Source organism: Ectopseudomonas composti (genome assembly GCF_900115475.1).
GTDB lineage: Bacteria > Pseudomonadota > Gammaproteobacteria > Pseudomonadales > Pseudomonadaceae > Aquipseudomonas > Aquipseudomonas composti.
On record NZ_FOWP01000010.1, the window covers coordinates 111,525 to 134,785 of the forward strand.

Consider the following 23,261-nt stretch of genomic DNA (forward strand, 5'->3'; position numbering starts at 1 on the left):
GGACACTCAACAAGGAGAAAGCCATGCACAAGAAAAGTGGTATCGCTCTTATCCTGGCCAGCCTGCTCGTGGGCTGCGCCAACCAGCCCGGTGGGCTGCAAGGGGAAACACTGGATCTGGGAGACAGCCAGCGCGTCAGCCGCCTGTTCGCCTATCCCAACAACTGCAGCGTGATCTGCTACCGCGACTGGACGCTGGAGCAGACGGTCGAACATTACCTGCAACAAAGCCTGACTCGCGACGGCTACCCGCAGGCCAACGTTCGTGTCACCCGTAACGGCGCGCGCATTCACGCGCATTTCGAAGGCGCTCCGACCGATTACGGCAAGCCCCTGCTGCAATTGCTCGACACCGGCGACCTGGCCTATCAGGGTGCCAGCCAGCTGAATCGTGACGGCAAATGGCAGTACAACTGGTACTTCTTCCTGCCCTTGGGCATGGCCCTGGATAATCGCAAGAGCGTCGAACTACTGCACTTCCCACCGGACTACTCACTGACCCAGGCCCAGGATTACCTGCGCTCGAGTACCACTGATCGTTGGGCAGCGCTGCTCAGCTACAACGGCGTTCGGCCTGAGCAGACGCCCGCCTACCAGACCATCGTCGATATCGCTCCCATTGCCGCGCCAGCCAATGCCGGTAGCGCACTGGAGGGTGTGTACGGTTACTTCACCAGCTATCAACGGCGCATGGTCGACGAGCTGAGCGTCGGCGCGGGCAATGCCAGCCTGCCGATGGTCGCCTTCGGCAGCCCGGTGCGTAGCTGGATCCAGCAGCAATATGGTGTGAATCTTCCCGTGCTGGGCCTTGGCCAGATCGATGCTGCTCCCGGGCGACAGGCCTCCGTACTCGGTGCCAACCATCCCAGCTATATCTGGTACGCCGCTGACCCGGCCAACAATCACGGCAGCGAAGATGCCGCCAACGCAGCCGGAATCAAGGTCATGGGGCAAGACCTGAGCGCCGCCTGCTGGCAGGCCGGCATGGGCCAGCAGCCGACAGGCAATCCGCAGCAAACACTCAATGCCTGTTCAGAAAAATGGCAGGTGACGGAGAAAGTACGAACCTGCGAGCTGTTCTTCACCAGCGTACGCAACCTCAAACCTGAAGAGGCCGCAGCCAAGTGCAAAGCGGGTTAACTGCCTCGAACGCAACAACGCCGTGACTGCTTGCGCAGATCACGGCGTTTAGAGCGAAGTGACCGAGTGCTCAGTTCTGCAGTTTCAGATGCGAGGTATCCGGTGCCGGCGCTGGCGGGGGCGACTTGGCTTGTCCCATATCACTGCCCACGGGCGCCAGACTGAACTGCGACAGGTCGACCTGCGGCGCCTGCGCATCTGGCCTGGCATCCTGCAGGTCACTGCCTACCGGCGCGATACCAAAATCCGGTGCATCCACATCACTGAATGCAGCCATGTATTCATCACGCGGCGCGACATGCAAGCGGCCCGAACTGTTCGCAACAGGCGTGGCTAGCGGAGCCGATACCGGCTCGGCTGGCGGAGGTGGTGCCAGTTCCACCTCCTCGATCAGCATATCCATGTCGACAACCTCGACCCGAGCACCGGCGCGCTCCAGGGTCGTTCGGTATTTCTCCGCTGCCGCAGCATCAAGGTTGTTCTTGATCACGATGCGGCGCCCGGAGAACAACTGGGCGATGCGCTGTGCATCGGCTTGGAACAGCTTGGCCATGTTGGCCTTGACCAACTCCGGCTGGGCGCCCGGCACCAGTTGCCCGGAGAAGGCGATCTCGTAGCGACTCATGGTCACACTCCTGTCCTATTCGCTGCTCAGTATGGCGCAGGTTCCTTTGCCCTGACACTGCAGGCTTCTCATCCATGCCATCGCGATCACCAGCGCCCCGAAAGCTTCACGCTATCGCATTGAAAATAATGACGGTCCCCCCGTTGCAGCCAAGCGCTTGCTTGTTACACTGAGCCGCAATGGGGGTATGAAATGTTTTCTCAGGCGCAAATGATAAGAATTATCAGCCTATTGATGTTTTTCGGCCTGCTTTCAGGCCTGACAGGATGCTCCACCTGGATGACAGGTGGCTTCAAGGACCCGGACGTCCAACTCATCAAAGTTGATGTGATCAAGGCCAGGCTGCTCGAACAGGAGTTCCGCCTGCGCTTTCGAATCGACAATCCCAACGGCGTCAGCCTGCCGGTGCGCGGGTTGGACTACAACGTCCAGCTCAACGGCATTCAACTGGCCGAGGGCTACTCCAACGAGTGGTTCACCGTTCCCGCCCATGGCCATCACACCTTCGAAGTGCCCGTGCGCACCAACCTCTGGCGCCATGTCCGGCAGATCGTCAAGGCACTGGAAAAACCGGACGTACCGATTCGCTACAGCCTCAAGGGCGAGGTAAAAACTGGCATGTTGTTCGGTCGCAGCGTGCACATGGCGCGCAATGGCGAGATAATTCCCGGCGATTTCATCCCCGAATAACCTGCACGAGTAACATCATGAGCAACCAACCCCACGTCCACGGCCCTGACTGCAACCATGACCACGATCATCACGATCACGGCCATGTCCACGGCCCGCACTGCAATCACGGCCATCAGGAGCCGGTACGCAACACGCTGAAGGATGTCGGCCGCAACGATCCCTGCCCATGCGGCAGCCTGAAGAAGTTCAAGAAGTGCCACGGCGCCTGAGCCGCGCATGGATGCACTGACCCTCACCCTCCTGCTCACCAGCCTGCTGCTTATCGCCGCCCTGGCCGCCTATGCCTGGCACCTCTGGCGCCGCGTATGGGCGAACCAGCGAGCCCAGCAGCATGCACAGCAGGAGCGCCAGCAGCGCATCGGCGGCGATCTGAACATCCTTGCCAGCAGCCTGCTCGACGAGCAGCTGCCGCTGATCGAAGGCGCCATTCGCATCAAGGTGCTGCTCGATAACTACGACAGCACCCTGAGCAACGACAGTCGCTGCCAGGTATTCCACGTGCTTTTCGAGGCCACCGCCAATGTGCCCACTCACGCAGCCTGGAAGGTATTGGACAAGGCCGAACGGCGGCGTTTCGAAAAACGCTTCAACGAGCTGGAGCTGCAGCACAAGGCCGCGGCACGAATCGCCGCTCGCTGGTTGCTGGATGAAGGGCTGAAGAGGCCTCTGGTAAACACCTGAGAACCTGCTCAACACCTTGAGAACGGGAGCAAGCCAAGGCGACAGCGGTTCACGCACTTTCAATCGGCATTTGACCGGGCTGGCGTTCCAGCCCGCTGTCAACGCCACATTGCCGATGCGCAGCAGAATTTTGAGCGGGCTCTGAGACCTCTTGCCAGGCTCCACCAGCCTCATTACCTTGGCGCCTTTGTGGCCGGTCACTACAGGACCGGTCGCGACCGTCCGCACACCAAGGAAATTCGCCATGCGCACGCTGGCCTACCTGACTCTCGCCGCCTCACTGACCAGCCTCGCTGGCTGCCAGTCTTTGCTCAATAGCCGTTATGCCGACAGCGTGCCGCCCACTCGCGGCGTCGAGCGCATTCAGGGCGTGGGCGAAAGCGCATCGGTGCGCCGCAACGCGCTTGGCATGCCGCTGATCGAATCGAGCACCTTCCACGACGCCCTCTTTACCCTGGGCTACGTGCATGCCGGTGATCGCCTCAGTCAGATGGTCGGCATGCGCTTGCTGGCTCAGGGCCGACTGGCCGAGATGGCAGGGCCCGGCGCGCTGGAAATGGACCGTTTCATGCGGGCGGTCAATCTGAAAAAGAGTGCGCAAGTTCTCTACGCCGACGCCTCGCCGCGCCTGAAGCGCTTCTTCGAAGTCTATTCACGCGGCGTCAACGCCTACCTATTCCGCTACCGTGATCGCCTGCCGATGGATCTGGCCGAGGCCGGCTACCGCCCCGAGTACTGGAAGCCCGAGGATTCGGTGCTGCTGTTCTGCCTGCTCAATTTCGGCCTGGCAGTGAACCTGCAGGAAGAGATCGCCGCGCTGACCATGGCTCAGCAGGTGGGCGTCGACAAACTGCCCTGGCTGCTGCCGATCTACCCGGACGAACCACTGCCCTTCGCCGAGGCAGAAAAACTCGCCGGCCTTGACCTCAAGGGCCAGTTGCCAGGCCTGCAGGCGATTTCCCGCACCGCGGCGCAGATCGCCGAACAGCATATGCTCGGCGTCGCCGCCTCGAACAACTGGGCCATCGCCCCGCAGCGCAGCCTTGGCGGCAAGAGCCTGCTGGCCAATGACACCCACCTGCCACTGAGCATGCCCTCGCTGTGGAATTTCGTGCAGATCCGCTCGCCCAAGTATCAAGCCGCGGGCATTTCTCTGGCCGGCGTACCGGCAGTAGTCGCCGGCTATAACGGCAAACTGGCCTGGGGCATGACCATGGTCATGGGCGACAACCAGGACATCTACCTGGAGCGCATCAAACGTGAAGGCAACCGCCTGATGTACCAGGCCGATGGCAAGTGGCTGCCGGTCAGCGAACGCCAGGAGACCTTCTTCATCCGCGGCCAGCGCCCGATTCGCGAAACGCTCTACGAGACCCGCAACGGTCCACTGCTCAACTCGGTGCTCGGCGAGCGCAAGCATATGCTGCAGCCCTTGCCACTGCAGAGTGGTTATGGCCTGGCCCTGAAAACCACTCAGCTCGAACGTGACAAGAGCCTCGACGCCTTCTTCGATCTGTCGCGCGCGCAGTCGGTCGACCAGGCCTTCGAAGCAGCGCGAGAAATCCGCGCCATGCCGCTGAACATCGTCTTCGCCGACGCCCAGCACATCGGCTGGCAGGTTACCGGTCGCTACCCGAACCGCCGCGAAGGCCGCGGCCTGCTGCCCTCGCCCGGCTGGGACGAGCGCTACGCCTGGGATGGCTTTGCCGATCCGATGCTGCACCCCTACGATCAGGACCCGCCACAGGGCTGGCTCGGCACTGCCAACGACCGCAGCGTACCGCCCGGTTACGGCATGCAGCTGTCCAGTTCCTGGTACTACCCGGAACGCGCTGAGCGCATCGCCGAACTGGCCGGCAACGGCCGTCACGATGGCCGCAGTATGATCGCCATGCAGTACGACCAAACCTCGCCCTTCGTCGCCAAACTGCAGGCCATGTTCAACGACCCGGCCATGCACGACTCACTGCGCCAAGCCATCGCCGCCCTGCCCGCAGGCCAGCGCGCACGTGCCGATGAAGCACTGAAGCGTCTGCTGGCATTCGACGGCAAACTTGCCGCCAACTCGGCCGACGCTGCCATCTACGGCGCCTTCCTGCATGAAAGCGCCCGGCAGACCTTCCTCGACGAACTGGGCCCGGAGGACAGTCCGGCCTGGAAGGCGCTGGTGGAAACCGCCAACACCTCCTATTCGGCGCAGGCCGATCACCTGCTTGGCCGTGCCGACAGCCCATTCTGGAATGACATCCGCACGCCGCAGCAGGAAGACAAACCAACCATCCTGGCCCGCAGCCTGGCGGCGAGTATCGAGTTGCTGGAAAGTCGATTGGGTATGGAGCGGCGCAACTGGCAATGGGGCAAGCTGCATACCTATGAGTGGGTGACGGACACCACGCGCATGGCGCCATACATGAGCGCCAGCCAGCGCACCAGCATCAACGCACTGAAGAGCTACCTGGATCGCGGCCCCTACCCGGCAGGTGGCGATCACAGCACGCTGAACGTAGCGGCCTATGCCTGGGGTCAGGACTTCAATACCTTCCTGATCCCCGCCATGCGCATCGTGGTGGATTTTGCCGCCGACGAACCGCTGGTCGGCGTCAACAGCTCGGGCCAGTCCGGCAACCCGGCCAGCCCGCACTATGCCGACGGCATCGAGTCATGGCTCAAGGGGGGCTACATGAGTTTCCCGTTCAAGGCGGAGAACCTGGACAAGGTCTACGGCAACCAGCGCCTGCTGCTGATGCCGGCGAAGTGATGACCGTTCGTCGGGCGGCGCTGAACCTTTACCTCAGCGCCCCACTCTGAATAATCGACTTACTCCATAGATCATCGTTTTAAGGCGCCCTTGGCGCCTTTTCTTTTGCCTGCAGAAAAAGATGGCTTTTTTCCATCATCGGACGGAACTTCCCGAACAGAGCAGGCTCAGAGACTATGCATCGATTGAAATGCTCCCCTGGCGCCTCTGGCGCCTATTTTTTTGCCTGCAATTCAGGGAGCGCCCGCTAGGGATGATCTGAAATAGTCGTCATCCCCGCCTTCGCGGGAGTGACGGTGTAGGGCTTTTTCAGAGTTTCCCTAAGCCAGGAGACTACGGTCGAAAATGAAGGCCTCTCCCGCGTGCGGGCGATGCTCCAGCAGATTCTGCGGTCGCCCCATCTTCGGATAATTCTTCTCGCCGGTATCACTGATCCAGCCCTGCGCCTTCATCCGCTCCAGCCTCCCGCGCAGGGTGGTGTGCTGCACCGGCTCGCCCAGACACCCCTGAAACGCCATCAACGCTTCGGTCACGGTGAATCGCGATGCCAACAGGTACAGCGGCAGTGAGCTGTAAACCGACTTGCCGCGCAGCCGCTCGGCCGCCAGACGCACCAGTTGCGCGTGGTCGAACGGCAATGCTTGCGCCCCTGCGATAACGCCCGACAATTCGGCGAATCGCAGGTTTTCATCCTGTGGCTCGACATCAGGCCCCAGCAGCGCCAGATAGCAGGTGCTCAGCGACCAGCCACGCGGATCACGCACACCATTACCAACCGTCGCCACCTGCTCCAGGTATTGCGGTTGCAGGCGCGCCTTGTCCACCAGCGCACGGGCTGCCGCGGCATCCAGACTGGTATCGGCGCAACGGCCGTTGACCAGCACGCCCGGCAGCGCCCATTGCCCCGCGTAGGGTTCGCGCTGGCGACGCAGCAGGAGCACCTGCAACGCCCCCTCCTCGCTCAGGCGCAGGGCAACGATATCCACCCCAGCCAGCACCTCCACTGCACTCATCCTGTCGCTTGCTCCTTCATGTACTTATTTCATCTTGACCAATAACTCGTTCTTTTTCACGAAGGATTTGATAAAAACGCTTGACTACATATTTCATCAGATGAAATATGTAGTCACTCACCCACGAGAAGGAGGCGCACCATGAAGATCGCCAGCTTCGACGTCGACGCCCAGAAGGGCTTCACCCCACTGTGCCCCAACGAGCTGCCGGTTCCCGAAGGCGACGCCATCGTTCCGGCGCTGAACCAACTGGCTGCACGCACCCAACTGCGCATCGGCAGCAAGGACGCCCACAGCCCCCAGGCGGCCTGGGTCGTCGACAGACACGATGAGATGCTGCGCCCCCTGCCGCTGGCCAATGCAGACCTGACCTGGGTCAGCCACTGCGTGCCCGGTACGCCCGGCTTCGAACTGCTCGACGGCCTGCCGGCGCCGCTGGATTACGACTATTTCGTGTGGAAAGGCGTCGAGCCAGACCTGCATCCCTACGGTGCCTGCTATCACGACCTGGCCGAGAAGCGCAGCACGGGCGTGATCGAGTTTCTCCGGCAAAATGACGTCGAGCTGGTACTGGTCGGCGGCCTGGCCCTGGACTACTGCGTCAAGACCACTGCCCTGCAGCTGCGCCGCGCCGGCTTCGAAGTGATCGTCTACCTGCCAGCCTGCCGCGCTATTGCCAGCGAAACGGCCGAAACCGCCTGCATCGCCATGCGCGAACAGGGCATAACACTGGCCACCAGCCTGGAACAGCTGGATGGCGCCCTAGCCAAGGAGAACCTGCGATGAGCGAGAGCATCTTCGCCGAGCGCACCGTACAGAACTTGCTGGACACCGACTTCTACAAGCTGACCATGATGCAGGCGGTGCTGCACAACTACCCCAATGCCGAGGTGGAATGGGAGTTCCGCTGCCGCAGCAGCGAAGACCTGACGCCCTACCTGGCCGAAATTCGTTACCAGATCGAACGTCTCAGCGAGCTGAGCCTGAGTGTCGACCAGCTCGCATTTCTCGATAGCATTCCCTTCATCAAACCTGACTTCATCCGCTTTCTGAGTTTGTTCCGCTTCAACCTGCGCTACGTGCATACCAGCATCGAAGACGGCCAGTTGAACATCCGCCTGCGCGGCCCCTGGCTGCACGTGATCCTCTTCGAAGTGCCGCTGCTGGCCATCGTCAGCGAAGTGCGCAACCGCTATCGCTACCGCGAAGTGTTACTGGAACAGGCGGCTGAGCGCTTGTACGAGAAGCTCGACTGGCTCAAGGCCGAAGCCTCACCGAGCGAGCTGGCCGACTTCCAGCTGGCCGATTTCGGCACCCGCAGGCGCTTCTCCTACCGCGTGCAGGAGCAGGCGGTGCACATCCTCAAACGTGACTTTCCCGGGCGTTTCGTCGGCACCAGCAACGTGCACCTGGCACGCGAGTTCGACCTCAAGCCTATTGGCACCATGGCCCACGAATGGCTGATGGCGCACCAGCAACTCGGCCCGCGGCTGATCGACAGCCAGATTGCCGCGCTCGACTGTTGGGTGCGCGAATACCGTGGCTTGCTTGGCATCGCCCTGACCGACTGCATCACCATGGATGCCTTCCTCGCCGATTTCGATCTGTACTTCGCCAAGCTCTTCGACGGCCTGCGTCATGACTCCGGTGACCCATTGGTGTGGGCAGAGAAGGCCATTGCCCACTACGAGAAACTCGGTATCGACCCCAGAAACAAGACCCTGGTGTTCTCCGACGGGCTCGACCTGCCCAAGTCGCTACAGCTCTACCGTGCACTTTCCGGGCGAATCCACGTAAGCTTCGGCATCGGCACCAACCTGACCTGCGACATCCCCGGCGTTACACCCATGAACATCGTGATCAAGATGATCGCCTGTAACGGTCAGCCAGTGGCGAAGATCTCCGATACCCCCGGCAAGACGCAGTGCCGCGACGAGAATTTCGTCAGTTACCTGAAACACGTCTTTCGCGTGACCCAGTGAGGACCCAGACATGAGCAACCGCCAAGCCGAAATCGCCGCCGCCCTCGACGTGGTGCCGCCGTTCGCCGATGAGGCAGCGCTGAGCGCAGAGATAGAGCGGCGCAAGACGTTCATCAAGCACACCCTGAAGAACTCCGGGCTCAAAGTGCTGGTATTGGGGATCAGCGGCGGCGTCGACTCACTGACCGCCGGACGCCTGGCCCAGCTCTCAGTAGAGGAGTTGCGCGCCGAAACGGGCGATACGGCTTACCGTTTCATCGCCGTGCGCCTGCCGCACAACGCCCAGCACGACGAACATGACGCCCAGGACTCGCTGAAATTCATCCGTGCCGATGAAGAAGACACGGTCAATATCGCTGGCAGCGTGAGCGGCCTCGGCGAGCAGGTCAGCCACCTGCAGAAACTGACCGACGCCCGCCGCGATTTCGTCGTCGGCAATATCAAGGCGCGCATCCGCATGGTCGCCCAGTTCGCCATCGCCAACGCCAACAATGGTCTGGTGATCGGCACCGATCACGCCGCCGAGGCGGTGATGGGCTTTTTCACCAAGTTTGGCGACGGCGCTTGCGACCTCGCCCCGCTTTCCGGTCTGGTGAAGAATCAGGTACGTGCCATCGCCAAGCAACTGGGCGCGCCGCAGCACCTGGTGATGAAGACGCCGACCGCCGACCTGGAAGAGCTGCGCCCGGGCAAACCGGACGAGGAGTCGCATGGCGTCACCTACGCCGAGATCGATGCCTTCCTGCATGGCGAGAAAGTCAGCGACGAAGCCTACGCCACCATCGTGCGCACCTACGACAACACGCGGCACAAGCGCGAACTGCCGCTGGTGCCCTGATAGTCGCAGGCATAAAAAGAAGCCGGGCAATCGCCCGGCTTCTTCGTATTCGGCATTTGCATGAAGCGCCCCTCAGAGCCGTCCGTTGACCACTCGCGCGGGCAAGCACTGCACTCGCAGATGTCTCAAGGGCGGCAACCGGCGACCGGCGCAGGAGGTGGCTGATCCGGCAAGGTCGGCTCACCCGGCTCCTGCGGCGGCACGGTCTTGCCGGGCTGATCGGGAATATCAGGTTCCGGCTGGCCAGGAATATCGCCAACCCGAATCCCGCAGGAGATCAAGGTAAAGGCTGAAATGGACATGGTTCTACCCTCGTTCAGAGTGGCTTGCAGAGGGTAGAGTGCTCCAGCAGATACTAATTCCAACTTTCAGCAGGCCTACTGCGCGTCGAAATGCACGGTGAGTGAGACCAGCACCTGCGGCTCGCCGCCCTCGGTCTGACCATGATTGTCGGCACTGCCGAAGCCCAGCCAGATCGGCTGGCCATGCTTGATCGCCACCGCCGAGTGCTGGTCGGCCGAACCCTCCAGCCCTGCCAGCGCCGACTCCGCCTCTTCACGCGACATGCCAAGGCGCAGCCGATCATCCAGTACGAAGCCTTCCAGCCCGGCGCGAGCACGCACCTCCTGCAACCAGCCCAAATAGAGATCAGCGGTGAAACGCGGCACCAACCAGCAACGCACTTCCCGCAAGCGGTCACCATCGAACACCAGCATCAGGCTGTTGCCATACAGCAGACCACGGCGCCCACCGTGCAGCGGCAGCTCCGCAGTGGGCTCGCCAAGGGTCATGGCAAAATCCGCTGGCGACGCCGTGGGCACGAGGCCAAACACATTACTGCCCGAATACACCTGCAGCTCGGCGCGAGCTGACAGGCAGCCGAACAGCAGGATGCAGAATACGACTCGCTTCGATATCGTGCTGATGGTCATCTTCCCTGACTCCGATTCTCGCTCATGAAAAAGCCGGGCGTTGCCCGGCTTCTACTGCCCGCCTGATTGATCAGGCTTTCGGCAGGGTCACACCGGTCTGTCCCTGATACTTGCCACCGCGATCACGGTACGACACCTCACAGGCCTCGTCGGACTGCAGGAACAGCATCTGCGCCACGCCTTCGTTGGCGTAGATCTTCGCCGGCAGGTTGGTGGTGTTGGAAAACTCCAGCGTCACATGGCCTTCCCATTCCGGTTCCAGCGGCGTGACGTTGACGATGATGCCGCAGCGCGCGTAGGTGCTCTTGCCCAGGCAGATGGTCAGCACATCACGCGGAATGCGGAAGTACTCGACGGTGCGAGCCAGGGCGAAGGAGTTCGGCGGAATGATGCAGACATCGCTCTTGATGTCGACGAAGCTCTTCTCATCGAAATTCTTCGGGTCGACGATGGCCGAGTGGATGTTGGTGAACACCTTGAATTCATCGGCGCAGCGTACGTCGTAGCCATAGCTGGAAACACCGTAGGAGATCACGCGACTGTCGTCGGCACCACGCACCTGGCGCTCGACGTAAGGCTCGATCATCCCGTGTTCCTGGGCCATGCGGCGAATCCATTTATCCGATTTGATGCTCATGGCGGGGGAATCCTGAGTTGGGCTATTGCGAAAAAGTGAGCGCATCTTACCGAGGCCAGCGCCACGCTTCAAAGACTGCGGCACTCAGCCCTGAGGATTATTTGCAAAAAAGCTGCATCGAGCATTCGCACTTGGCGATAAAAACACGTATGGTGTCCCCACTGTGCTGCATGTGTCACCGCGAATCGCTACTTGATGCCTAGATCTCGATCCAAACATCGTCCGACTCCTAGTACTCGTTGCACTCAGTCCCGGCCTGGGCTTTTCCAGGGCTGCTATTACTTTTGTTAGGAGACATCACATGTCCAATCGTCAGACTGGCACCGTTAAGTGGTTCAACGATGAGAAAGGCTACGGCTTCATCACCCCGCAATCCGGTGACGACCTCTTCGTACACTTCAAAGCCATTCAGAGCGATGGTTTCAAGAGCCTGAAAGAAGGCCAGCAAGTGACTTTCGTGGCCACCCGTGGTCAGAAAGGCATGCAAGCTGAGGAAGTTCAGGTTGTCTAACCTGAGCTGACCTGCTTGAAAAAGAGCCCCGCCTAGTGCGGGGCTTTTTTATGGCTGTCTACATTGTAGGAGCGGATTTATCCGCGAAATTCGCGGCTTAAGCCGCTCCTACAGAAGCGGGCTCGGAGTATCGATTACGTAACGCTGTCGCCGCACTTCGGCGCTAGGTGCTTTTGCAGAGTGGTGGAACGCTGCAGCTTGCACACACCGAAGGGCGATGGGAGATTCGCCAGGCCAGAACCGAGTCGTCTGCCTCCCCTCTCCCGCCCTTCGGGCACCCTCTCCGGCAAGCGGGAGAGGGTCATCAGAAGGCCGCTGCGCGGCCGCTCTTAGTCCTCACTGATCTCGATACTGGGCATGACCGGCTTGCCCGCCAGGGCGATGCGCGCGCCGACCTTGCGCGCCAGGTCCTGATAGATCATGGCGATCTGGCTTTCTGGATCGGCAATGGTGGTGGGCTTGCCGTCATCGGCCTGCATGCGGATGGCCATCGACAGCGGCAGCGAGGCCAGCAGCTCGACGCCATATTGCGCAGCCAGCTTCTCACCGCCGCCCTCGCCAAACAGGTGTTCGGCATGGCCGCAGTTGGAGCAGATGTGCACGGCCATGTTTTCCACCACGCCCAACACCGGGATGTGCACCTTGCGGAACATCTCCACGCCCTTCTTGGCATCGAGCAGCGCCAGGTCCTGCGGCGTGGTGACGATCACGCTGCCAGCCACCGGCACCTTCTGCGCCAGGGTCAGCTGGATATCGCCGGTGCCCGGCGGCATGTCCACCACCAGATAATCGAGATCGTTCCAGGCGGTCTGCGTGATCAATTGCAGCAGCGCACCGCTGACCATCGGCCCGCGCCAGACCATCGGCGTGTTGTCGTCGGTGAGAAAGGCCATGGACATCACCTGCACGCCGTGGGCCTCGAGCGGCACGAACCATTTCTGATCCTTCACCTGCGGGCGCGTGCCTTCGGCGATGCCGAACATGATGCCCTGGCTGGGGCCGTAGATATCGGCATCGAGAATGCCGACCCGCGCGCCTTCACGCGCCAGCGCCAACGCCAGGTTGGCTGCGGTGGTGGACTTGCCCACCCCACCCTTGCCTGACGCCACGGCGATCACGTTCTTCACACCGGCCAGGGCCGGCACCTGCGCCTGGCCCTGGTGCGAGTCGATCACGCAGTCGACCTGCACCCGCGCGCTGTCGACAGCATCGAGATTCTCCAGCGCCATCTGCAGCATCTGCGCCCAACCGTTCTTGAACAAACCGGCGGCATAGCCCAGTTCCAGACGTACGGAAACACGCGCGCCCTGGATGTCGACCTCACGCAGGCAACCAGCACTGACCGGGTCCTGATCGAGATGAGGGTCGGTGAACTGACGCAGACAGGCTTCGACCGCTTCGCGGGTGACGGCACTCATGCATGAACTCCAGAAGGCAGCAGAAAACAGGCCGGCATCATAGCAGCAGCGCCGTGCCATGCGCGGCACATCGAGCATGCTTGCCTGCCGCAGGTGGCTTGCAGCCTGCCGCTGCTTTATAGTTGCCGACTTCCCTCGTTTTACCAGTGCAGCCGATCACCATGACCGAAGCCCGCAAGATTCTCGTTACCAGCGCCCTCCCCTACGCCAACGGTTCGATCCACCTTGGCCACATGCTCGAGTACGTGCAGACCGACATGTGGGTGCGCTACCAGAAACTGCGTGGCAACCAGACCATCTATGTATGCGCGGACGATGCACACGGCTCGGCCATCATGCTGCGCGCAGAAAAGGAAGGCATCACGCCCGAGCAGTTGATCGATGGTGTACGTGCCGAGCACATGGCCGACTTCGCCGATTTCGGTGTGGACTTCGACAATTACCACTCGACCCACTCCGACGAGAACCGCGAGCTGTCGGCGGCCATCTACCTGGCGCTGCGCGACAAGGGGCATATCGCCACCCGCGCCGTGACCCAGTATTTCGACCCCGAGAAAGGCATGTTCCTCGCCGACCGTTTCATCAAGGGTACCTGCCCGAAATGCGGTACCGAGGATCAGTACGGCGACAACTGCGAGAAATGCGGTGCCACCTATTCGCCGACCGAACTGAAGAACCCGCGCTCGGCCATCTCCGGCGCGGTGCCGGTGCTCAAGGAGTCGCAGCACTTCTTCTTCAAGCTGCCGAACTTCGAAGCCATGCTCAAGCAGTGGACGCGCTCCGGCGCGCTGCAGGAAGCGGTGGCCAACAAGATCGCCGAGTGGCTCGACGGCGGCCTGCAGGAGTGGGACATCTCCCGCGACGCCCCCTACTTCGGCTTCGAGATTCCGGACGAGCCGGGCAAGTACTTCTACGTCTGGCTGGACGCGCCGATCGGCTACATGGCCAGTTTCAAGAACCTCTGCAGCAAACGCCCGGAGCTGGATTTCAGCGCGTTCTGGGGCAAGGACTCGACCGCCGAGCTGTATCACTTCATCGGCAAGGACATCGTCAACTTCCACGCCCTGTTCTGGCCGGCCATGCTCGAAGGCGCCGGCTATCGCAAGCCAACCGCAGTCAACGTGCATGGCTACCTGACCGTCAACGGCCAGAAAATGTCCAAGTCGCGCGGCACCTTCATCAAGGCGCGCACCTACCTGGACCATCTGAACCCGGAATACCTGCGCTACTACTACGCCAGCAAGCTGGGCCGTGGCGTCGATGACCTCGACCTGAACCTCGAGGACTTCGTACAGAAGGTCAACTCGGATCTGGTCGGCAAAGTGGTCAATATCGCCAGCCGCTGCGCGGGCTTCATCCACAAGGGCAACGCCGGCCTGTTGGTCGCCGCCAACCCGGAACCCGAGCTGTGGGATGCATTCCAGGCCGCCGCGCCGAGCATCGCCGATGCCTACGAGGCGCGTGATTTCTCCCGTGCCATGCGCGAAATCATGGCGCTGGCCGACCGCGCCAACGCCTGGATCGCCGACAAGGCGCCCTGGTCACTGAACAAGGTCGAAGGTAAACAAGCCGAGGTGCAGCAGATCTGCGCCCTGGGCATCAACCTGTTCCGCCAACTGGTGATCATGCTCAAGCCAGTGCTGCCGAAGCTGGCCGCCGAGGCAGAAGCCTTCCTCAATGTGAAGCCTCAGTCCTGGGCCGACCTGGCACTGCCGCTGGCCAACCACCAGCTCAACCCATTCAGCCCGCTGCTGACCCGCATCGAGCTCCCGAAAATCGAAGCCATGGTCGAAGCCTCCAAGGAAGACCTGGCCGCCGAAGCGCCCAAACCTCAGGGTAATGGCGAACTGGCCAAAGACCCGCTGGCAGCCGAGATCAACTTCGACGCCTTCGCCGCCGTCGACCTGCGCATCGCGCTGATCGAGAAGTGCGAATTCGTCGAAGGTGCCGACAAGCTGCTGCGTCTGTCGCTGGATATCGGCGACGAGAAACGCAACGTGTTCTCCGGCATCAAGTCCGCCTATCCGGACCCAAGCAAGCTGGAAGGTCGCCTGACCCTCTACGTCGCCAACCTGGCGCCACGCAAAATGAAGTTCGGCATCAGCGAAGGCATGGTGCTGGCCGCCGGCCCCGGCGGTGAGGAAATCTACCTGCTCAGCCCGGACAGCGGCGCCAAGCCAGGGCAGCGCGTCAAGTAACTCCAGCGCCAGGAGGCAATGATGAAACCATGGATGGTTGTACCCTTTCTGCTGAGCCTGATTGGTTGCTCCGACCAATCAGGCGCGCCACTTGGCGACGCCCTTCACGGCGAACGCAACAAGGCTGGCAACTACCTGGCCTACGAACACCATGTCGGTATCGAACTGACCGCCGAACAAATCGGCGAACGCATCGCGGCCACCCGCGAAGCCTGCATGAGCGAACGCTTCGGCGCCTGCAGCTTGATCGCTGCGCAACAAAGCAGTGGCCGCGCCCCACGCGGCGAGCTGACCCTGCGCATCATTCCGGACGGCGTCGAGGCCATTACTCGTCTCGCCAGCGAAGGCGGCGAGCTGACCAACCGTACCACCCGCGCCGAAGATCTGGCCCAGGCCGTGAGCGACAACCGTCGCCAGAATGAGCAGTTGCTGCGCCAGCAACAAACCCTGCAGCAATTCGAGAAGCGCGATGGTCTGGCCGTGTCCGACCTGCTGGCCCTTGCTCGTGAACAGGCCGCCCTGGAAGTGCAACTGCAGGCACTGGCGCAAGAAGCTGCCCAACAGCAGCGCCGCCTGGATACCAACCTGCTGACACTGAACTTCAGTAGCCCCTACGAAAGCTCGCCTTTGGGCCGCATCGGCGATGCGTTCTCGCGCCTTACGGACAACCTCGCCGAAGGCACCGCCAACCTGATCGAATTCATTGGCTACAGCCTGCCCTTCCTGATTGTGCTGTTCCCTGTGGCACTGGGTTTGCGCAAGCTGTGGAGGCGCCTCGCCAGCCGCTAAAAAGAGCCATACTGCACGTGACGCAAGGTCGCCGAGGGCAGGCAATTCGCCGCATCCGGCTTGTATGGCCGGAGCAGCTTCCCGATAATAGGCGCCCTTTTCCTATGGCCTTTGCGCATTCGACGGCAACCCGATGACCGAACTCGTCCTGATCATGGTCAGCGCCATCCTGGTCAACAATTTCGTGCTGGTGCAGTTTCTCGGCCTGTGCCCGTTCATGGGCGTGTCGAAGAAGATCGAAACCGCGATCGGCCTGTCCCTGGCCACCACCTTCGTGCTGACCCTGGCGGCCATGTGCAGCTACCTGGTGCAGCAGTACGTACTCAAACCGCTGGACCTGGAGTTTCTGCGCACCATCAGCTTCATCCTGGTGATCGCCGTGGTGGTGCAGTTCACCGAGATGGTGGTGAACAAGACCAGCCCGCTGCTCTATCGCGTGCTGGGCATTTTCCTGCCGCTGATCACCACCAACTGCATCGTCCTTGGCGTGGCTCTGCTCAACGCCAACAAGGCCGAGTTCACCTTCATCACCGCCACCGCCAACGGCTTCGCCGCCGGCCTGGGCTTTTCCCTGGTGCTGGTGCTGTTCGCCGCCATGCGTGAACGTATCGCCATCGCCGACGTGCCGAAATCCTTCCAGGGCGCGGCCATCGGCATGATCACCGCCGGGCTGATGTCGCTGGCATTCATGGGTTTCTCCGGGCTGATCAAGCTATGAGCCTGGTTCTGGTAGCCGTCCTCGCCCTGCTCGCGCTGTGCCTGATCGCCGGCGCCATCCTTGGCTTTGCCGCCGTACGCTTCAAGGTCGAGGGCGACCCCATCGCCGAGCAGATCAACGCCCTGCTGCCACAAACCCAGTGCGGCCAGTGCGGCTACCCCGGCTGCAAACCCTACGCCGAGGCGATTGCTGGCGGCGACAAGATCAACAAGTGCCCACCCGGCGGCGAAGCGACCATTGCCGCCTTGGCCGACCTGCTCGACGTCGAGGCGGAACCGCTGGATGCGGTGGAAGGCGAAAAGCCGCAGATGGTCGCCTACATCCGCGAGGCCGAGTGCATCGGCTGCACCAAGTGCATTCAGGCCTGCCCGGTGGATGCCATCGTTGGTGCGGCGCGGCAGATGCACACGGTGATCGTCAGCGAATGCACCGGCTGCGACCTGTGCGTCGAACCCTGCCCGGTGGACTGCATCGACATGATCGAAGTCGGTAGCAGCGTGCAAAGCTGGAAGTGGGACAAACCACTGACGCCCGGCCAGTTGATTGCCAGTGACCGGGAGCAGGCGGCATGAGCGTCATGTCGAAGGAGAACATGGACGCAGCACGGGCAAGCCACGCTGACGCTATGAAGATCTGGGACATTCCCGGCGGCATTCACCCGGCCGAGCACAAGGAGCTGTCCAACCGCACGCCGATCCAACCAGCGCCGCTGCCCAAGCGCCTGGTGTTGCCGCTCGGCCAGCATATCGGTGCCGCCGCAGAGCCCTGCGTGGTCGTTGGTCAGCGCGTGCGCAAGGGCGAGAAGATCGCCAATGCCAACGGCGTCGTCAGCGTGCCGCTGCACGCACCGACCTCCGGCACTATCGCCTTCATCGGTGAGCAGCCTTATCCACACGCCTCCGGCATGCTGGCGCCGGCCATCGTCATCGGCAGCGACGGCCAGGATGAATGGATCGAACTGACGCCGCCAGCCGATTACCGCAGCCTGGAACCCAGTGAGCTGCTGACACTGATCCGCGAGGCCGGTATCAATGGCCTGGGCGGCGCCGGCTTCCCCACGGCAGTCAAGCTCACCGCACGGCCAACGCAGAAGATCCACACGCTGATCATCAACGGCACCGAGTGCGAGCCCTATATCACCGCCGATGACCTGCTGATGCGCGAACGCGCCGTCGAGCTGGTCGCCGGTATCGAGGTGCTGACCCACCTGATCCAGCCGCAGCAGGTACTGATCGGCATCGAGGACAACAAGCCCGAGGCCATCGCCGCTGTGCGCGCTGCCTGCGTCGGCTACGACTATCAGGTGCAGGTGTTCCCCACCAAGTACCCGTCCGGTGGCGAGAAACAGCTGATCCAGATTCTCACCGGCGTCGAGGTACCGAGCGGCGGCCTGCCCGCCGATATCGGCATGCTCTGCCAGAACGTCGGCACCTGCGTCGCCATCCATGACGCCGTGCTGCTGGGCAAACCGCTGATCTCGCGTATCACCACCCTGACCGGCGCAGCGCTGGCCCGCCCCGGCAATGTCGAGGCACTGATCGGTACGCCTGTGGGCGAGCTACTGGCCTTCGCCGGACTCGATCAGGGCACGCTCAATCGCCTGGTCATGGGCGGCCCGATGATGGGTTTCACCCTGCCCTCGCTGGACGTGCCGCTGATCAAGACCAGCAACTGCCTGCTCGCCAGCACGGCCGTCGAGCTGCCACCACCACCGCCGGCCATGCCCTGCATCCGTTGCGGCGAATGCGCCGAAGCCTGCCCGGCCAGCCTGCTGCCGCAGCAGCTGCACTTCTTCGCCCTGGGCCAGGAGCACGAACAGCTCAAGGCACACAACCTGTTCGACTGCATCGAATGCGGCGCCTGCGCCTATGTCTGCCCGTCGAGCATCCCGCTGGTGCAGTACTACCGTGTGGCCAAGGCGGAAATCCGCGAACTGGAACAGAAGCAACTCAAGGCCGAACACTCCAAGCAGCGTTTCGAGCAGCGCCAGGAACGCTTGCGCCGCGTCGAGGAACAGAAGGAAGCCGAGCGCAAGGCTCGCGCCGAGAAAGCAGCGCGCGCCAAGGCCGCGCAGGCCGACGCGCCAGCTGCAGCGGTAGCCGCGCCAGCTGATGAAGCGCTGAAAAAGCTCAAGATCGAAGCCAGCATGGCCCAGGTCGCGCTGAAGAAGGCGGAGAAACAACTGGCCGCCCACGACACGCCAGAGCTGCAAGCCCAGGTCAATGAGCTACGCACCGCTGCCGAGTCCGCGCAAAAGGCGCTGGCCGAAGCCCAGGCTACAGCGCCTGCGCCAGCGCCCAAACCCGCCGGCGACGAGGCCCTGAAGAAAGCCAAGATCGAAGCCGCCATGCTCAAGGCCCAGTTGCGCAAGCTGGAGAAGATCGAAGCCCCGGACGACGAGCAACAAGCCGAGATCGCCCGTGTGCGCCAGCAACTCGAAGCTGCCGAGAAAGCCCTGACCGACCTGCAAGCACAGACGCCCGCCCCGGCTGCCAAGCCCGCCGGTGACGAAGCCCTGAAGAAAGCCAAGATCGATGCCGCCATGCTCAAGGCGCAGCTACGCAAGCTGGAAAAGATCGAAACACCGCACGACGACCAACAAGCCGAAATCGCCCAAGTGCGCCAGCAACTGGAAGCCGCCGAGAAAGCGCTGGCCGATCTGGCAAGCCAGACTCCTGTACCAACCGCCAAACCCGCCGGCGACGAAGCCTTGAAGAAAGCCAAGATCGAATTGGCGATGAAGCGAGCCGAACTGAAGAAGGCCGAGAAGTCGGGCGCTGATGAAGCCTCCTTGCAGCCACTTCGCGATGCCCTGACCGCCGCTGAACAAGCCCTGCACGCCGCCGAGGCAGCCTCAGGCAAACCGGCGCCGGAGCTGGTGCGCACCGAACGCCCTGGCGTGGATGCCGAACTGAAAGCCTTGAAAACCGAAGTCGCCTTCGCCCGCGCCGACCTGCGCAAGCTGGAGCGTGACGACAATACCGCCGCCGACGCACTGGAACAGGCCCGTACGCGCCTGGCCGAGGCCGAACGCGAGCTGGCCGAGCGCCAGCCGTAACAATCATCCCGGATTGCATCCGGGCTACAAAAGATGCCCCGTCGCGCCGAAGCATCCGAGCGGCACAGACAACCGTAGCCCGGATGCAATCCGGGGAATGAACAGCACTGCGATCACGACGAACGCAGTAACAGAACCACCGGAGCGCCGATGGCCCTGCCCCGCATCACATCGCCCCACGCCACGGGCAGCAATCGTACCCAGCAGGTCATGCTGCAGGTACTGCTGGCCACGGTGCCGGGCATTCTTGCCCTGACCTGGCTGTTCGGCATCGGCACCCTGTTCAACCTGGTCTGGGCCAGCCTCTGCGCGCTGGGCTTCGAGGCCGCGCTGCTGGCTGCGCGCAAACGCCCGCTGGCGTTCTTCCTAAAGGACTACAGCGCCCTGGTCACCGCCGTGCTGCTGGCCTTGGCGCTGCCGCCTTATTCGCCCTGGTGGCTGACACTGATCGCCTGCGGCTTCGCCATCGGTTTCGGCAAGCAGCTCTATGGCGGTCTCGGGCAGAACCCGTTCAACCCGGCCATGGTCGGCTACGTGGTGGTGCTGATCTCCTTCCCCGTCGACATGACCAGTTGGCCCGCGCCGCACGGCGTCGCCGCGCTGGACGGCCTCAAGCACATACTCGGTATCGCCAGCCTGCCCGATGGCTGGGCCCAGGCCACCGCACTGGACGCCCTGAAGGTGAACAAGAGCCTGACCATCGAAGAGCTGCGCGCCGCCAATCCGGCCTTCGGCCACTTCGGCGGCGCCGGTAGCGAGGCGGTCAACCTGGCCTTCCTCGCCGGCGGCTTGTACCTGCTGCACAAACGCCTGATCACCTGGCATGCGCCGCTGGGCATGCTCGCCGCGCTGTTCGTCATGAGCCTGCTGTTTTGGAATGGCAGCGGCTCGGATTCCAACGGCTCACCGCTGTTCCACCTGCTCACCGGCGCCAGCATGCTCGGCGCCTTCTTCATCGTCACCGACCCGGTGTCCGGCGCTACCAGCAATCGCGGGCGCCTGGTGTTCGGCATCGGCGTTGGCGTGCTGGTCTACGTGATCCGCACTTGGGGCGGCTACCCGGACGCGGTGGCCTTCGCCGTGCTGCTGATGAACCTGGCGGCGCCGACCATCGACTACTACACCCGGCCGCGCAGCTACGGCCACCGTAAGCCCAACAGCGGCTTCAAGCTGGGAGAATGAGCATGCTGCCGGAAATCAGCCGCTCGATGCTGAAGAACGCCCTGGTGCTCGGCCTGTTCGCCATCGGCACAGTCGGCACCGTTGCCCTGCTGCAGCAGGGTACTGCCGAGCGCATCGCCGCCGCCGAGCGCGAAGCCCAGGTGCGCGCTCTGGCGGAAATCCTGCCGGCCGGCAGCTACGACAATCACCTGCTGGACAACCGCATCGAGCTCAACGCCCCCGAGCTGGGCCACCGCAGCCCACAGTCGGCCTATCTGGCGCTCAAGAGCGGTCAGCCCAGCGCGCTGATCCTGCCGGTGACCGCGCCGGATGGTTACAGCGGCGCCATCCACCTGCTGGTGGGCATTTTCGCCGACGGCCGCCTCGCTGGCGTGCGCGTGCTCAGCCACAAGGAAACACCCGGCCTGGGCGACAAGATCGAGCTGGCCAAGAGCGACTGGATCCTCGGTTTCGCCGGCAAATCCCTGAACAATCCCGGTGAAGATGGCTGGGCCGTGAAAAAGGATCGCGGCGACTTCGACCAGTTCGCCGGCGCCACCATCACCCCGCGCGCCGTGGTCAAGGCCGTGCACGGCGCCCTGCGCTACTTCGATACGCACCGCGTCCAGTTACTGGGCCTGGCGGAGGACGAACGATGACCAGCTATCGCGACATCACCCTCAATGGCATGTGGAAGAACAACCCGGCACTGGTGCAACTGCTCGGCCTCTGTCCGCTGCTGGGAGTGAGCAACTCCACGGTCAACGCTCTCGGCCTAGCACTGGCCAGTGCGGTGGTGCTGGTGTGCTCGAACACCGCCGTGTCGCTGGTGCGCGGCGTGGTCAACACTGCCGTGCGCCTGCCCGCCTTCGTCATGATCATCGCCGCACTGACCACCTGCATCGAACTGCTGATGCAGGCCTACACCTACGAGCTGTACCAGATTCTCGGCATCTTCATCCCGCTGATCACCACCAACTGCGTGATCCTCGGCCGCGCCGACGGCTTCGCCGCCAAGCACGACCCGGCACGCGCCGCCTACGACGGTCTGATGATGGGCCTGGGCTTCGGCAGCGTACTGGTGCTGATCGGCGCCGTTCGCGAACTGCTCGGCACCGGCGCCCTGTTCGCCAACATGCACCTGCTGTTCGGCCCCGTGGCCGCCGATTGGAAACTCACACTGATCCACGACTACCGGGGCTTCCTGCTAGCGATCCTGCCGCCGGGCGCCTTCATCGTCCTGGGCCTGCTGATCGCTGGCAAGAACCGCATCGACCAGATCGCCGCCGAGCGCGCCAAGGCCGCTGCCCCTGAGCTGCCTGCGCAAAGCCGTCGCGTACGCGTCACCGGAGTCATCGAATGACAACGGCAAACTGAGCGACAAACCGTAGCCCGGATGCAATCCGGGAATGCCGAAACCACACGCCCCGGATTGCATCCGGGCTACGCCTGAAGTCCAACGCCATGAATGCTACAAAACGCCTGGAAATCTTCCGCCGCCTGCACGAGGACAACCCGGAACCGAAGACCGAGCTGGCCTACAGCACCCCCTTCGAGCTGCTGGTGGCGGTGACGCTATCGGCCCAGGCCACCGACGTCAGCGTCAACAAGGCCACGGCCAAGCTGTTTCCGGTAGCCAATACACCGGAAGCCATCTACGCCCTGGGCGTCGAGGGTTTAAGCGAGTACATCAAGACCATTGGCCTGTACAACAGCAAGGCGAAGAACGTCATCGAAGCGTGCCGCATCCTCATCGAGAAACACGGCAGTGTGGTGCCGGACAACCGCGAGGACCTCGAAGCCCTGCCCGGCGTTGGCCGCAAGACCGCCAACGTGGTGCTCAACACCGCCTTCCGCCAACTGGCCATGGCCGTGGACACGCACATCTTCCGCGTCAGTAACCGCACCGGCATCGCGCCGGGCAAGAACGTGGTCGAGGTGGAGAAGAAGCTGCTCAAGTTCGTGCCCAAGGATTATCTGCTCGACGCCCACCACTGGCTGATCCTCCACGGACGCTACGTTTGCATCGCGCGCAAACCGCGTTGTGGCGCCTGCCGCATCGAAGACCTGTGCGAGTACAAGGCCAAGACTTCCGACGATTGATCGACCA

Annotated in this window: 24 protein-coding genes; 18 read left to right on the forward strand and 6 right to left on the reverse strand. The window is 62.6% G+C overall.

Going from position 1 to position 23,261, the window contains the following annotated elements:
• Window positions 1-23 precede the first annotated feature (23 nt).
• On the forward strand, window positions 24-1,139 hold the full coding sequence (locus tag BM059_RS17855; protein ID WP_074940633.1) for a hypothetical protein: 1,116 nt from the start codon (window positions 24-26) through the stop codon (window positions 1,137-1,139).
• Between the two features lie 70 nt (window positions 1,140-1,209).
• Here BM059_RS17855 and BM059_RS17860 read toward each other — a convergent pair whose 3' ends face one another.
• Window positions 1,210-1,764: a hypothetical protein gene (locus BM059_RS17860; protein WP_074940636.1), complete on the reverse strand. Its 555-nt coding sequence runs from the start codon at window positions 1,762-1,764 to the stop codon at window positions 1,210-1,212.
• 192 nt (window positions 1,765-1,956) lie between these two features.
• On the opposite strand from BM059_RS17860, the gene BM059_RS17865 reads away from it, so the two are divergent.
• The 4 genes from BM059_RS17865 to BM059_RS17880 all read left to right on the forward strand — a co-directional run bounded on the left by BM059_RS17865 (window position 1,957) and on the right by BM059_RS17880 (window position 5,896).
• Complete coding sequence (locus BM059_RS17865; protein WP_122950736.1) at window positions 1,957-2,454, forward strand: LEA/WHy family protein; 498 nt, start codon at window positions 1,957-1,959, stop codon at window positions 2,452-2,454.
• A 17-nt stretch (window positions 2,455-2,471) separates the two neighbouring features.
• Window positions 2,472-2,666, forward strand: coding sequence for an SEC-C metal-binding domain-containing protein (locus BM059_RS17870; RefSeq protein ID WP_037001315.1), 195 nt, complete (start codon window positions 2,472-2,474; stop codon window positions 2,664-2,666).
• A gap of 7 nt (window positions 2,667-2,673) precedes the next feature.
• A complete protein-coding gene (locus tag BM059_RS17875; RefSeq protein WP_074940639.1) occupies window positions 2,674-3,138 on the forward strand; it encodes a DUF2489 domain-containing protein in 465 nt (154 codons plus the stop codon).
• A gap of 244 nt (window positions 3,139-3,382) precedes the next feature.
• Entirely contained in the window at window positions 3,383-5,896 is a 2,514-nt protein-coding gene (locus tag BM059_RS17880; protein WP_074940642.1) for a penicillin acylase family protein, read from the forward strand.
• Window positions 5,897-6,216: 320 nt separating this feature from the next.
• Here BM059_RS17880 and BM059_RS17885 read toward each other — a convergent pair whose 3' ends face one another.
• Window positions 6,217-6,909, reverse strand: a complete 693-nt coding sequence (locus BM059_RS17885) for an NUDIX hydrolase (RefSeq protein WP_074940645.1) — start codon at window positions 6,907-6,909, stop codon at window positions 6,217-6,219.
• A gap of 141 nt (window positions 6,910-7,050) precedes the next feature.
• Here BM059_RS17885 and BM059_RS17890 point away from each other — a divergent pair, with 141 nt between their 5' ends.
• Genes BM059_RS17890 through nadE form a run of 3 tightly spaced genes read left to right on the forward strand, consistent with a single transcriptional unit; the run spans window position 7,051 to window position 9,729 of the window.
• Complete coding sequence (locus tag BM059_RS17890) at window positions 7,051-7,695, forward strand: nicotinamidase (RefSeq protein ID WP_074940648.1); 645 nt, start codon at window positions 7,051-7,053, stop codon at window positions 7,693-7,695.
• Complete coding sequence (gene pncB / locus BM059_RS17895) at window positions 7,692-8,891, forward strand: nicotinate phosphoribosyltransferase (RefSeq protein ID WP_074940651.1); 1,200 nt, start codon at window positions 7,692-7,694, stop codon at window positions 8,889-8,891. The genes BM059_RS17890 and pncB overlap by 4 nt, the downstream gene beginning before the upstream one ends.
• A 10-nt stretch (window positions 8,892-8,901) precedes the next feature.
• Complete coding sequence (gene nadE, locus BM059_RS17900; RefSeq protein WP_074940654.1) at window positions 8,902-9,729, forward strand: ammonia-dependent NAD(+) synthetase; 828 nt, start codon at window positions 8,902-8,904, stop codon at window positions 9,727-9,729.
• 125 nt (window positions 9,730-9,854) lie between these two features.
• Here the strand turns inward: nadE and BM059_RS25430 are convergent, their stop codons facing one another.
• From BM059_RS25430 to dcd, 3 genes are all read right to left on the reverse strand, one after another.
• Window positions 9,855-10,031, reverse strand: coding sequence for a hypothetical protein (locus BM059_RS25430; RefSeq protein WP_167364584.1), 177 nt, complete (start codon window positions 10,029-10,031; stop codon window positions 9,855-9,857).
• 75 nt (window positions 10,032-10,106) lie between these two features.
• Window positions 10,107-10,661 (reverse strand): hypothetical protein, encoded by a 555-nt coding sequence (locus BM059_RS17905; protein WP_244154426.1) that lies wholly within the window; start codon window positions 10,659-10,661, stop codon window positions 10,107-10,109.
• 70 nt (window positions 10,662-10,731) lie between these two features.
• Window positions 10,732-11,298, reverse strand: coding sequence for a dCTP deaminase (dcd, locus tag BM059_RS17910; protein ID WP_004423764.1), 567 nt, complete (start codon window positions 11,296-11,298; stop codon window positions 10,732-10,734).
• Window positions 11,299-11,599: 301 nt separating this feature from the next.
• Between dcd and BM059_RS17915 the strand changes: the two genes are divergently transcribed.
• Entirely contained in the window at window positions 11,600-11,809 is a 210-nt protein-coding gene (locus BM059_RS17915; RefSeq protein WP_004423761.1) for a cold-shock protein, read from the forward strand.
• A gap of 329 nt (window positions 11,810-12,138) precedes the next feature.
• Here BM059_RS17915 and apbC read toward each other — a convergent pair whose 3' ends face one another.
• Window positions 12,139-13,227, reverse strand: a complete 1,089-nt coding sequence (gene apbC, locus BM059_RS17920) for an iron-sulfur cluster carrier protein ApbC (RefSeq protein ID WP_074940657.1) — start codon at window positions 13,225-13,227, stop codon at window positions 12,139-12,141.
• A gap of 161 nt (window positions 13,228-13,388) precedes the next feature.
• Here apbC and metG point away from each other — a divergent pair, with 161 nt between their 5' ends.
• From metG to nth, 9 genes are all read left to right on the forward strand, one after another.
• Window positions 13,389-15,425: a methionine--tRNA ligase gene (gene metG, locus BM059_RS17925; RefSeq protein ID WP_074940660.1), complete on the forward strand. Its 2,037-nt coding sequence runs from the start codon at window positions 13,389-13,391 to the stop codon at window positions 15,423-15,425.
• 21 nt (window positions 15,426-15,446) lie between these two features.
• Window positions 15,447-16,214 (forward strand): DUF4349 domain-containing protein, encoded by a 768-nt coding sequence (locus BM059_RS17930; protein WP_074940663.1) that lies wholly within the window; start codon window positions 15,447-15,449, stop codon window positions 16,212-16,214.
• Between the two features lie 133 nt (window positions 16,215-16,347).
• A complete protein-coding gene (rsxA, locus tag BM059_RS17935) occupies window positions 16,348-16,932 on the forward strand; it encodes an electron transport complex subunit RsxA (protein WP_037001303.1) in 585 nt (194 codons plus the stop codon).
• Window positions 16,929-17,504: an electron transport complex subunit RsxB gene (gene rsxB, locus BM059_RS17940; RefSeq protein WP_037001301.1), complete on the forward strand. Its 576-nt coding sequence runs from the start codon at window positions 16,929-16,931 to the stop codon at window positions 17,502-17,504. The genes rsxA and rsxB overlap by 4 nt, the downstream gene beginning before the upstream one ends.
• Window positions 17,501-19,990 carry an electron transport complex subunit RsxC gene (gene rsxC, locus BM059_RS17945; RefSeq protein ID WP_394328012.1) on the forward strand — a complete coding sequence of 830 codons (2,490 nt, stop codon included), beginning with the start codon at window positions 17,501-17,503 and terminating at the stop codon, window positions 19,988-19,990. Before rsxB ends, rsxC begins: the two co-directional genes overlap by 4 nt.
• A gap of 150 nt (window positions 19,991-20,140) precedes the next feature.
• The gene (locus BM059_RS17950; protein ID WP_074940666.1) at window positions 20,141-21,172 is read left to right on the forward strand and encodes an RnfABCDGE type electron transport complex subunit D; all 1,032 of its coding nucleotides are present in this window, start codon (window positions 20,141-20,143) and stop codon (window positions 21,170-21,172) included.
• Window positions 21,173-21,174: 2 nt separating this feature from the next.
• Entirely contained in the window at window positions 21,175-21,810 is a 636-nt protein-coding gene (gene rsxG, locus BM059_RS17955; protein ID WP_074940669.1) for an electron transport complex subunit RsxG, read from the forward strand.
• Window positions 21,807-22,514: an electron transport complex subunit E gene (locus tag BM059_RS17960; RefSeq protein WP_074940672.1), complete on the forward strand. Its 708-nt coding sequence runs from the start codon at window positions 21,807-21,809 to the stop codon at window positions 22,512-22,514. The genes rsxG and BM059_RS17960 overlap by 4 nt, the downstream gene beginning before the upstream one ends.
• Window positions 22,515-22,615: 101 nt before the next feature.
• Window positions 22,616-23,254, forward strand: a complete 639-nt coding sequence (gene nth / locus BM059_RS17965; protein ID WP_037001297.1) for an endonuclease III — start codon at window positions 22,616-22,618, stop codon at window positions 23,252-23,254.
• Window positions 23,255-23,261: the final 7 nt, after the last annotated feature.

Excerpts from the sequence above, each read along its gene's own strand:
- BM059_RS17855 (WP_074940633.1), top strand. The coding sequence starts at position 24 with ATGCACAAGAAAAGTGGTATCGCTCTTATCCTGGCCAGCCTGCTCGTG.
- BM059_RS17860 (WP_074940636.1), bottom strand. The coding sequence starts at position 1,764 with ATGAGTCGCTACGAGATCGCCTTCTCCGGGCAACTGGTGCCGGGCGCC.
- BM059_RS17865 (WP_122950736.1), top strand. The coding sequence starts at position 1,957 with ATGTTTTCTCAGGCGCAAATGATAAGAATTATCAGCCTATTGATGTTT.
- BM059_RS17870 (WP_037001315.1), top strand. The coding sequence starts at position 2,472 with ATGAGCAACCAACCCCACGTCCACGGCCCTGACTGCAACCATGACCAC.
- BM059_RS17875 (WP_074940639.1), top strand. The coding sequence starts at position 2,674 with ATGGATGCACTGACCCTCACCCTCCTGCTCACCAGCCTGCTGCTTATC.
- BM059_RS17880 (WP_074940642.1), top strand. The coding sequence starts at position 3,383 with ATGCGCACGCTGGCCTACCTGACTCTCGCCGCCTCACTGACCAGCCTC.
- BM059_RS17885 (WP_074940645.1), bottom strand. The coding sequence starts at position 6,909 with ATGAGTGCAGTGGAGGTGCTGGCTGGGGTGGATATCGTTGCCCTGCGC.
- BM059_RS17890 (WP_074940648.1), top strand. The coding sequence starts at position 7,051 with ATGAAGATCGCCAGCTTCGACGTCGACGCCCAGAAGGGCTTCACCCCA.
- pncB (WP_074940651.1), top strand. The coding sequence starts at position 7,692 with ATGAGCGAGAGCATCTTCGCCGAGCGCACCGTACAGAACTTGCTGGAC.
- nadE (WP_074940654.1), top strand. The coding sequence starts at position 8,902 with ATGAGCAACCGCCAAGCCGAAATCGCCGCCGCCCTCGACGTGGTGCCG.
- BM059_RS25430 (WP_167364584.1), bottom strand. The coding sequence starts at position 10,031 with ATGTCCATTTCAGCCTTTACCTTGATCTCCTGCGGGATTCGGGTTGGC.
- BM059_RS17905 (WP_244154426.1), bottom strand. The coding sequence starts at position 10,661 with ATGACCATCAGCACGATATCGAAGCGAGTCGTATTCTGCATCCTGCTG.
- dcd (WP_004423764.1), bottom strand. The coding sequence starts at position 11,298 with ATGAGCATCAAATCGGATAAATGGATTCGCCGCATGGCCCAGGAACAC.
- BM059_RS17915 (WP_004423761.1), top strand. The coding sequence starts at position 11,600 with ATGTCCAATCGTCAGACTGGCACCGTTAAGTGGTTCAACGATGAGAAA.
- apbC (WP_074940657.1), bottom strand. The coding sequence starts at position 13,227 with ATGAGTGCCGTCACCCGCGAAGCGGTCGAAGCCTGTCTGCGTCAGTTC.
- metG (WP_074940660.1), top strand. The coding sequence starts at position 13,389 with ATGACCGAAGCCCGCAAGATTCTCGTTACCAGCGCCCTCCCCTACGCC.
- BM059_RS17930 (WP_074940663.1), top strand. The coding sequence starts at position 15,447 with ATGAAACCATGGATGGTTGTACCCTTTCTGCTGAGCCTGATTGGTTGC.
- rsxA (WP_037001303.1), top strand. The coding sequence starts at position 16,348 with ATGACCGAACTCGTCCTGATCATGGTCAGCGCCATCCTGGTCAACAAT.
- rsxB (WP_037001301.1), top strand. The coding sequence starts at position 16,929 with ATGAGCCTGGTTCTGGTAGCCGTCCTCGCCCTGCTCGCGCTGTGCCTG.
- rsxC (WP_394328012.1), top strand. The coding sequence starts at position 17,501 with ATGAGCGTCATGTCGAAGGAGAACATGGACGCAGCACGGGCAAGCCAC.
- BM059_RS17950 (WP_074940666.1), top strand. The coding sequence starts at position 20,141 with ATGGCCCTGCCCCGCATCACATCGCCCCACGCCACGGGCAGCAATCGT.
- rsxG (WP_074940669.1), top strand. The coding sequence starts at position 21,175 with ATGCTGCCGGAAATCAGCCGCTCGATGCTGAAGAACGCCCTGGTGCTC.
- BM059_RS17960 (WP_074940672.1), top strand. The coding sequence starts at position 21,807 with ATGACCAGCTATCGCGACATCACCCTCAATGGCATGTGGAAGAACAAC.
- nth (WP_037001297.1), top strand. The coding sequence starts at position 22,616 with ATGAATGCTACAAAACGCCTGGAAATCTTCCGCCGCCTGCACGAGGAC.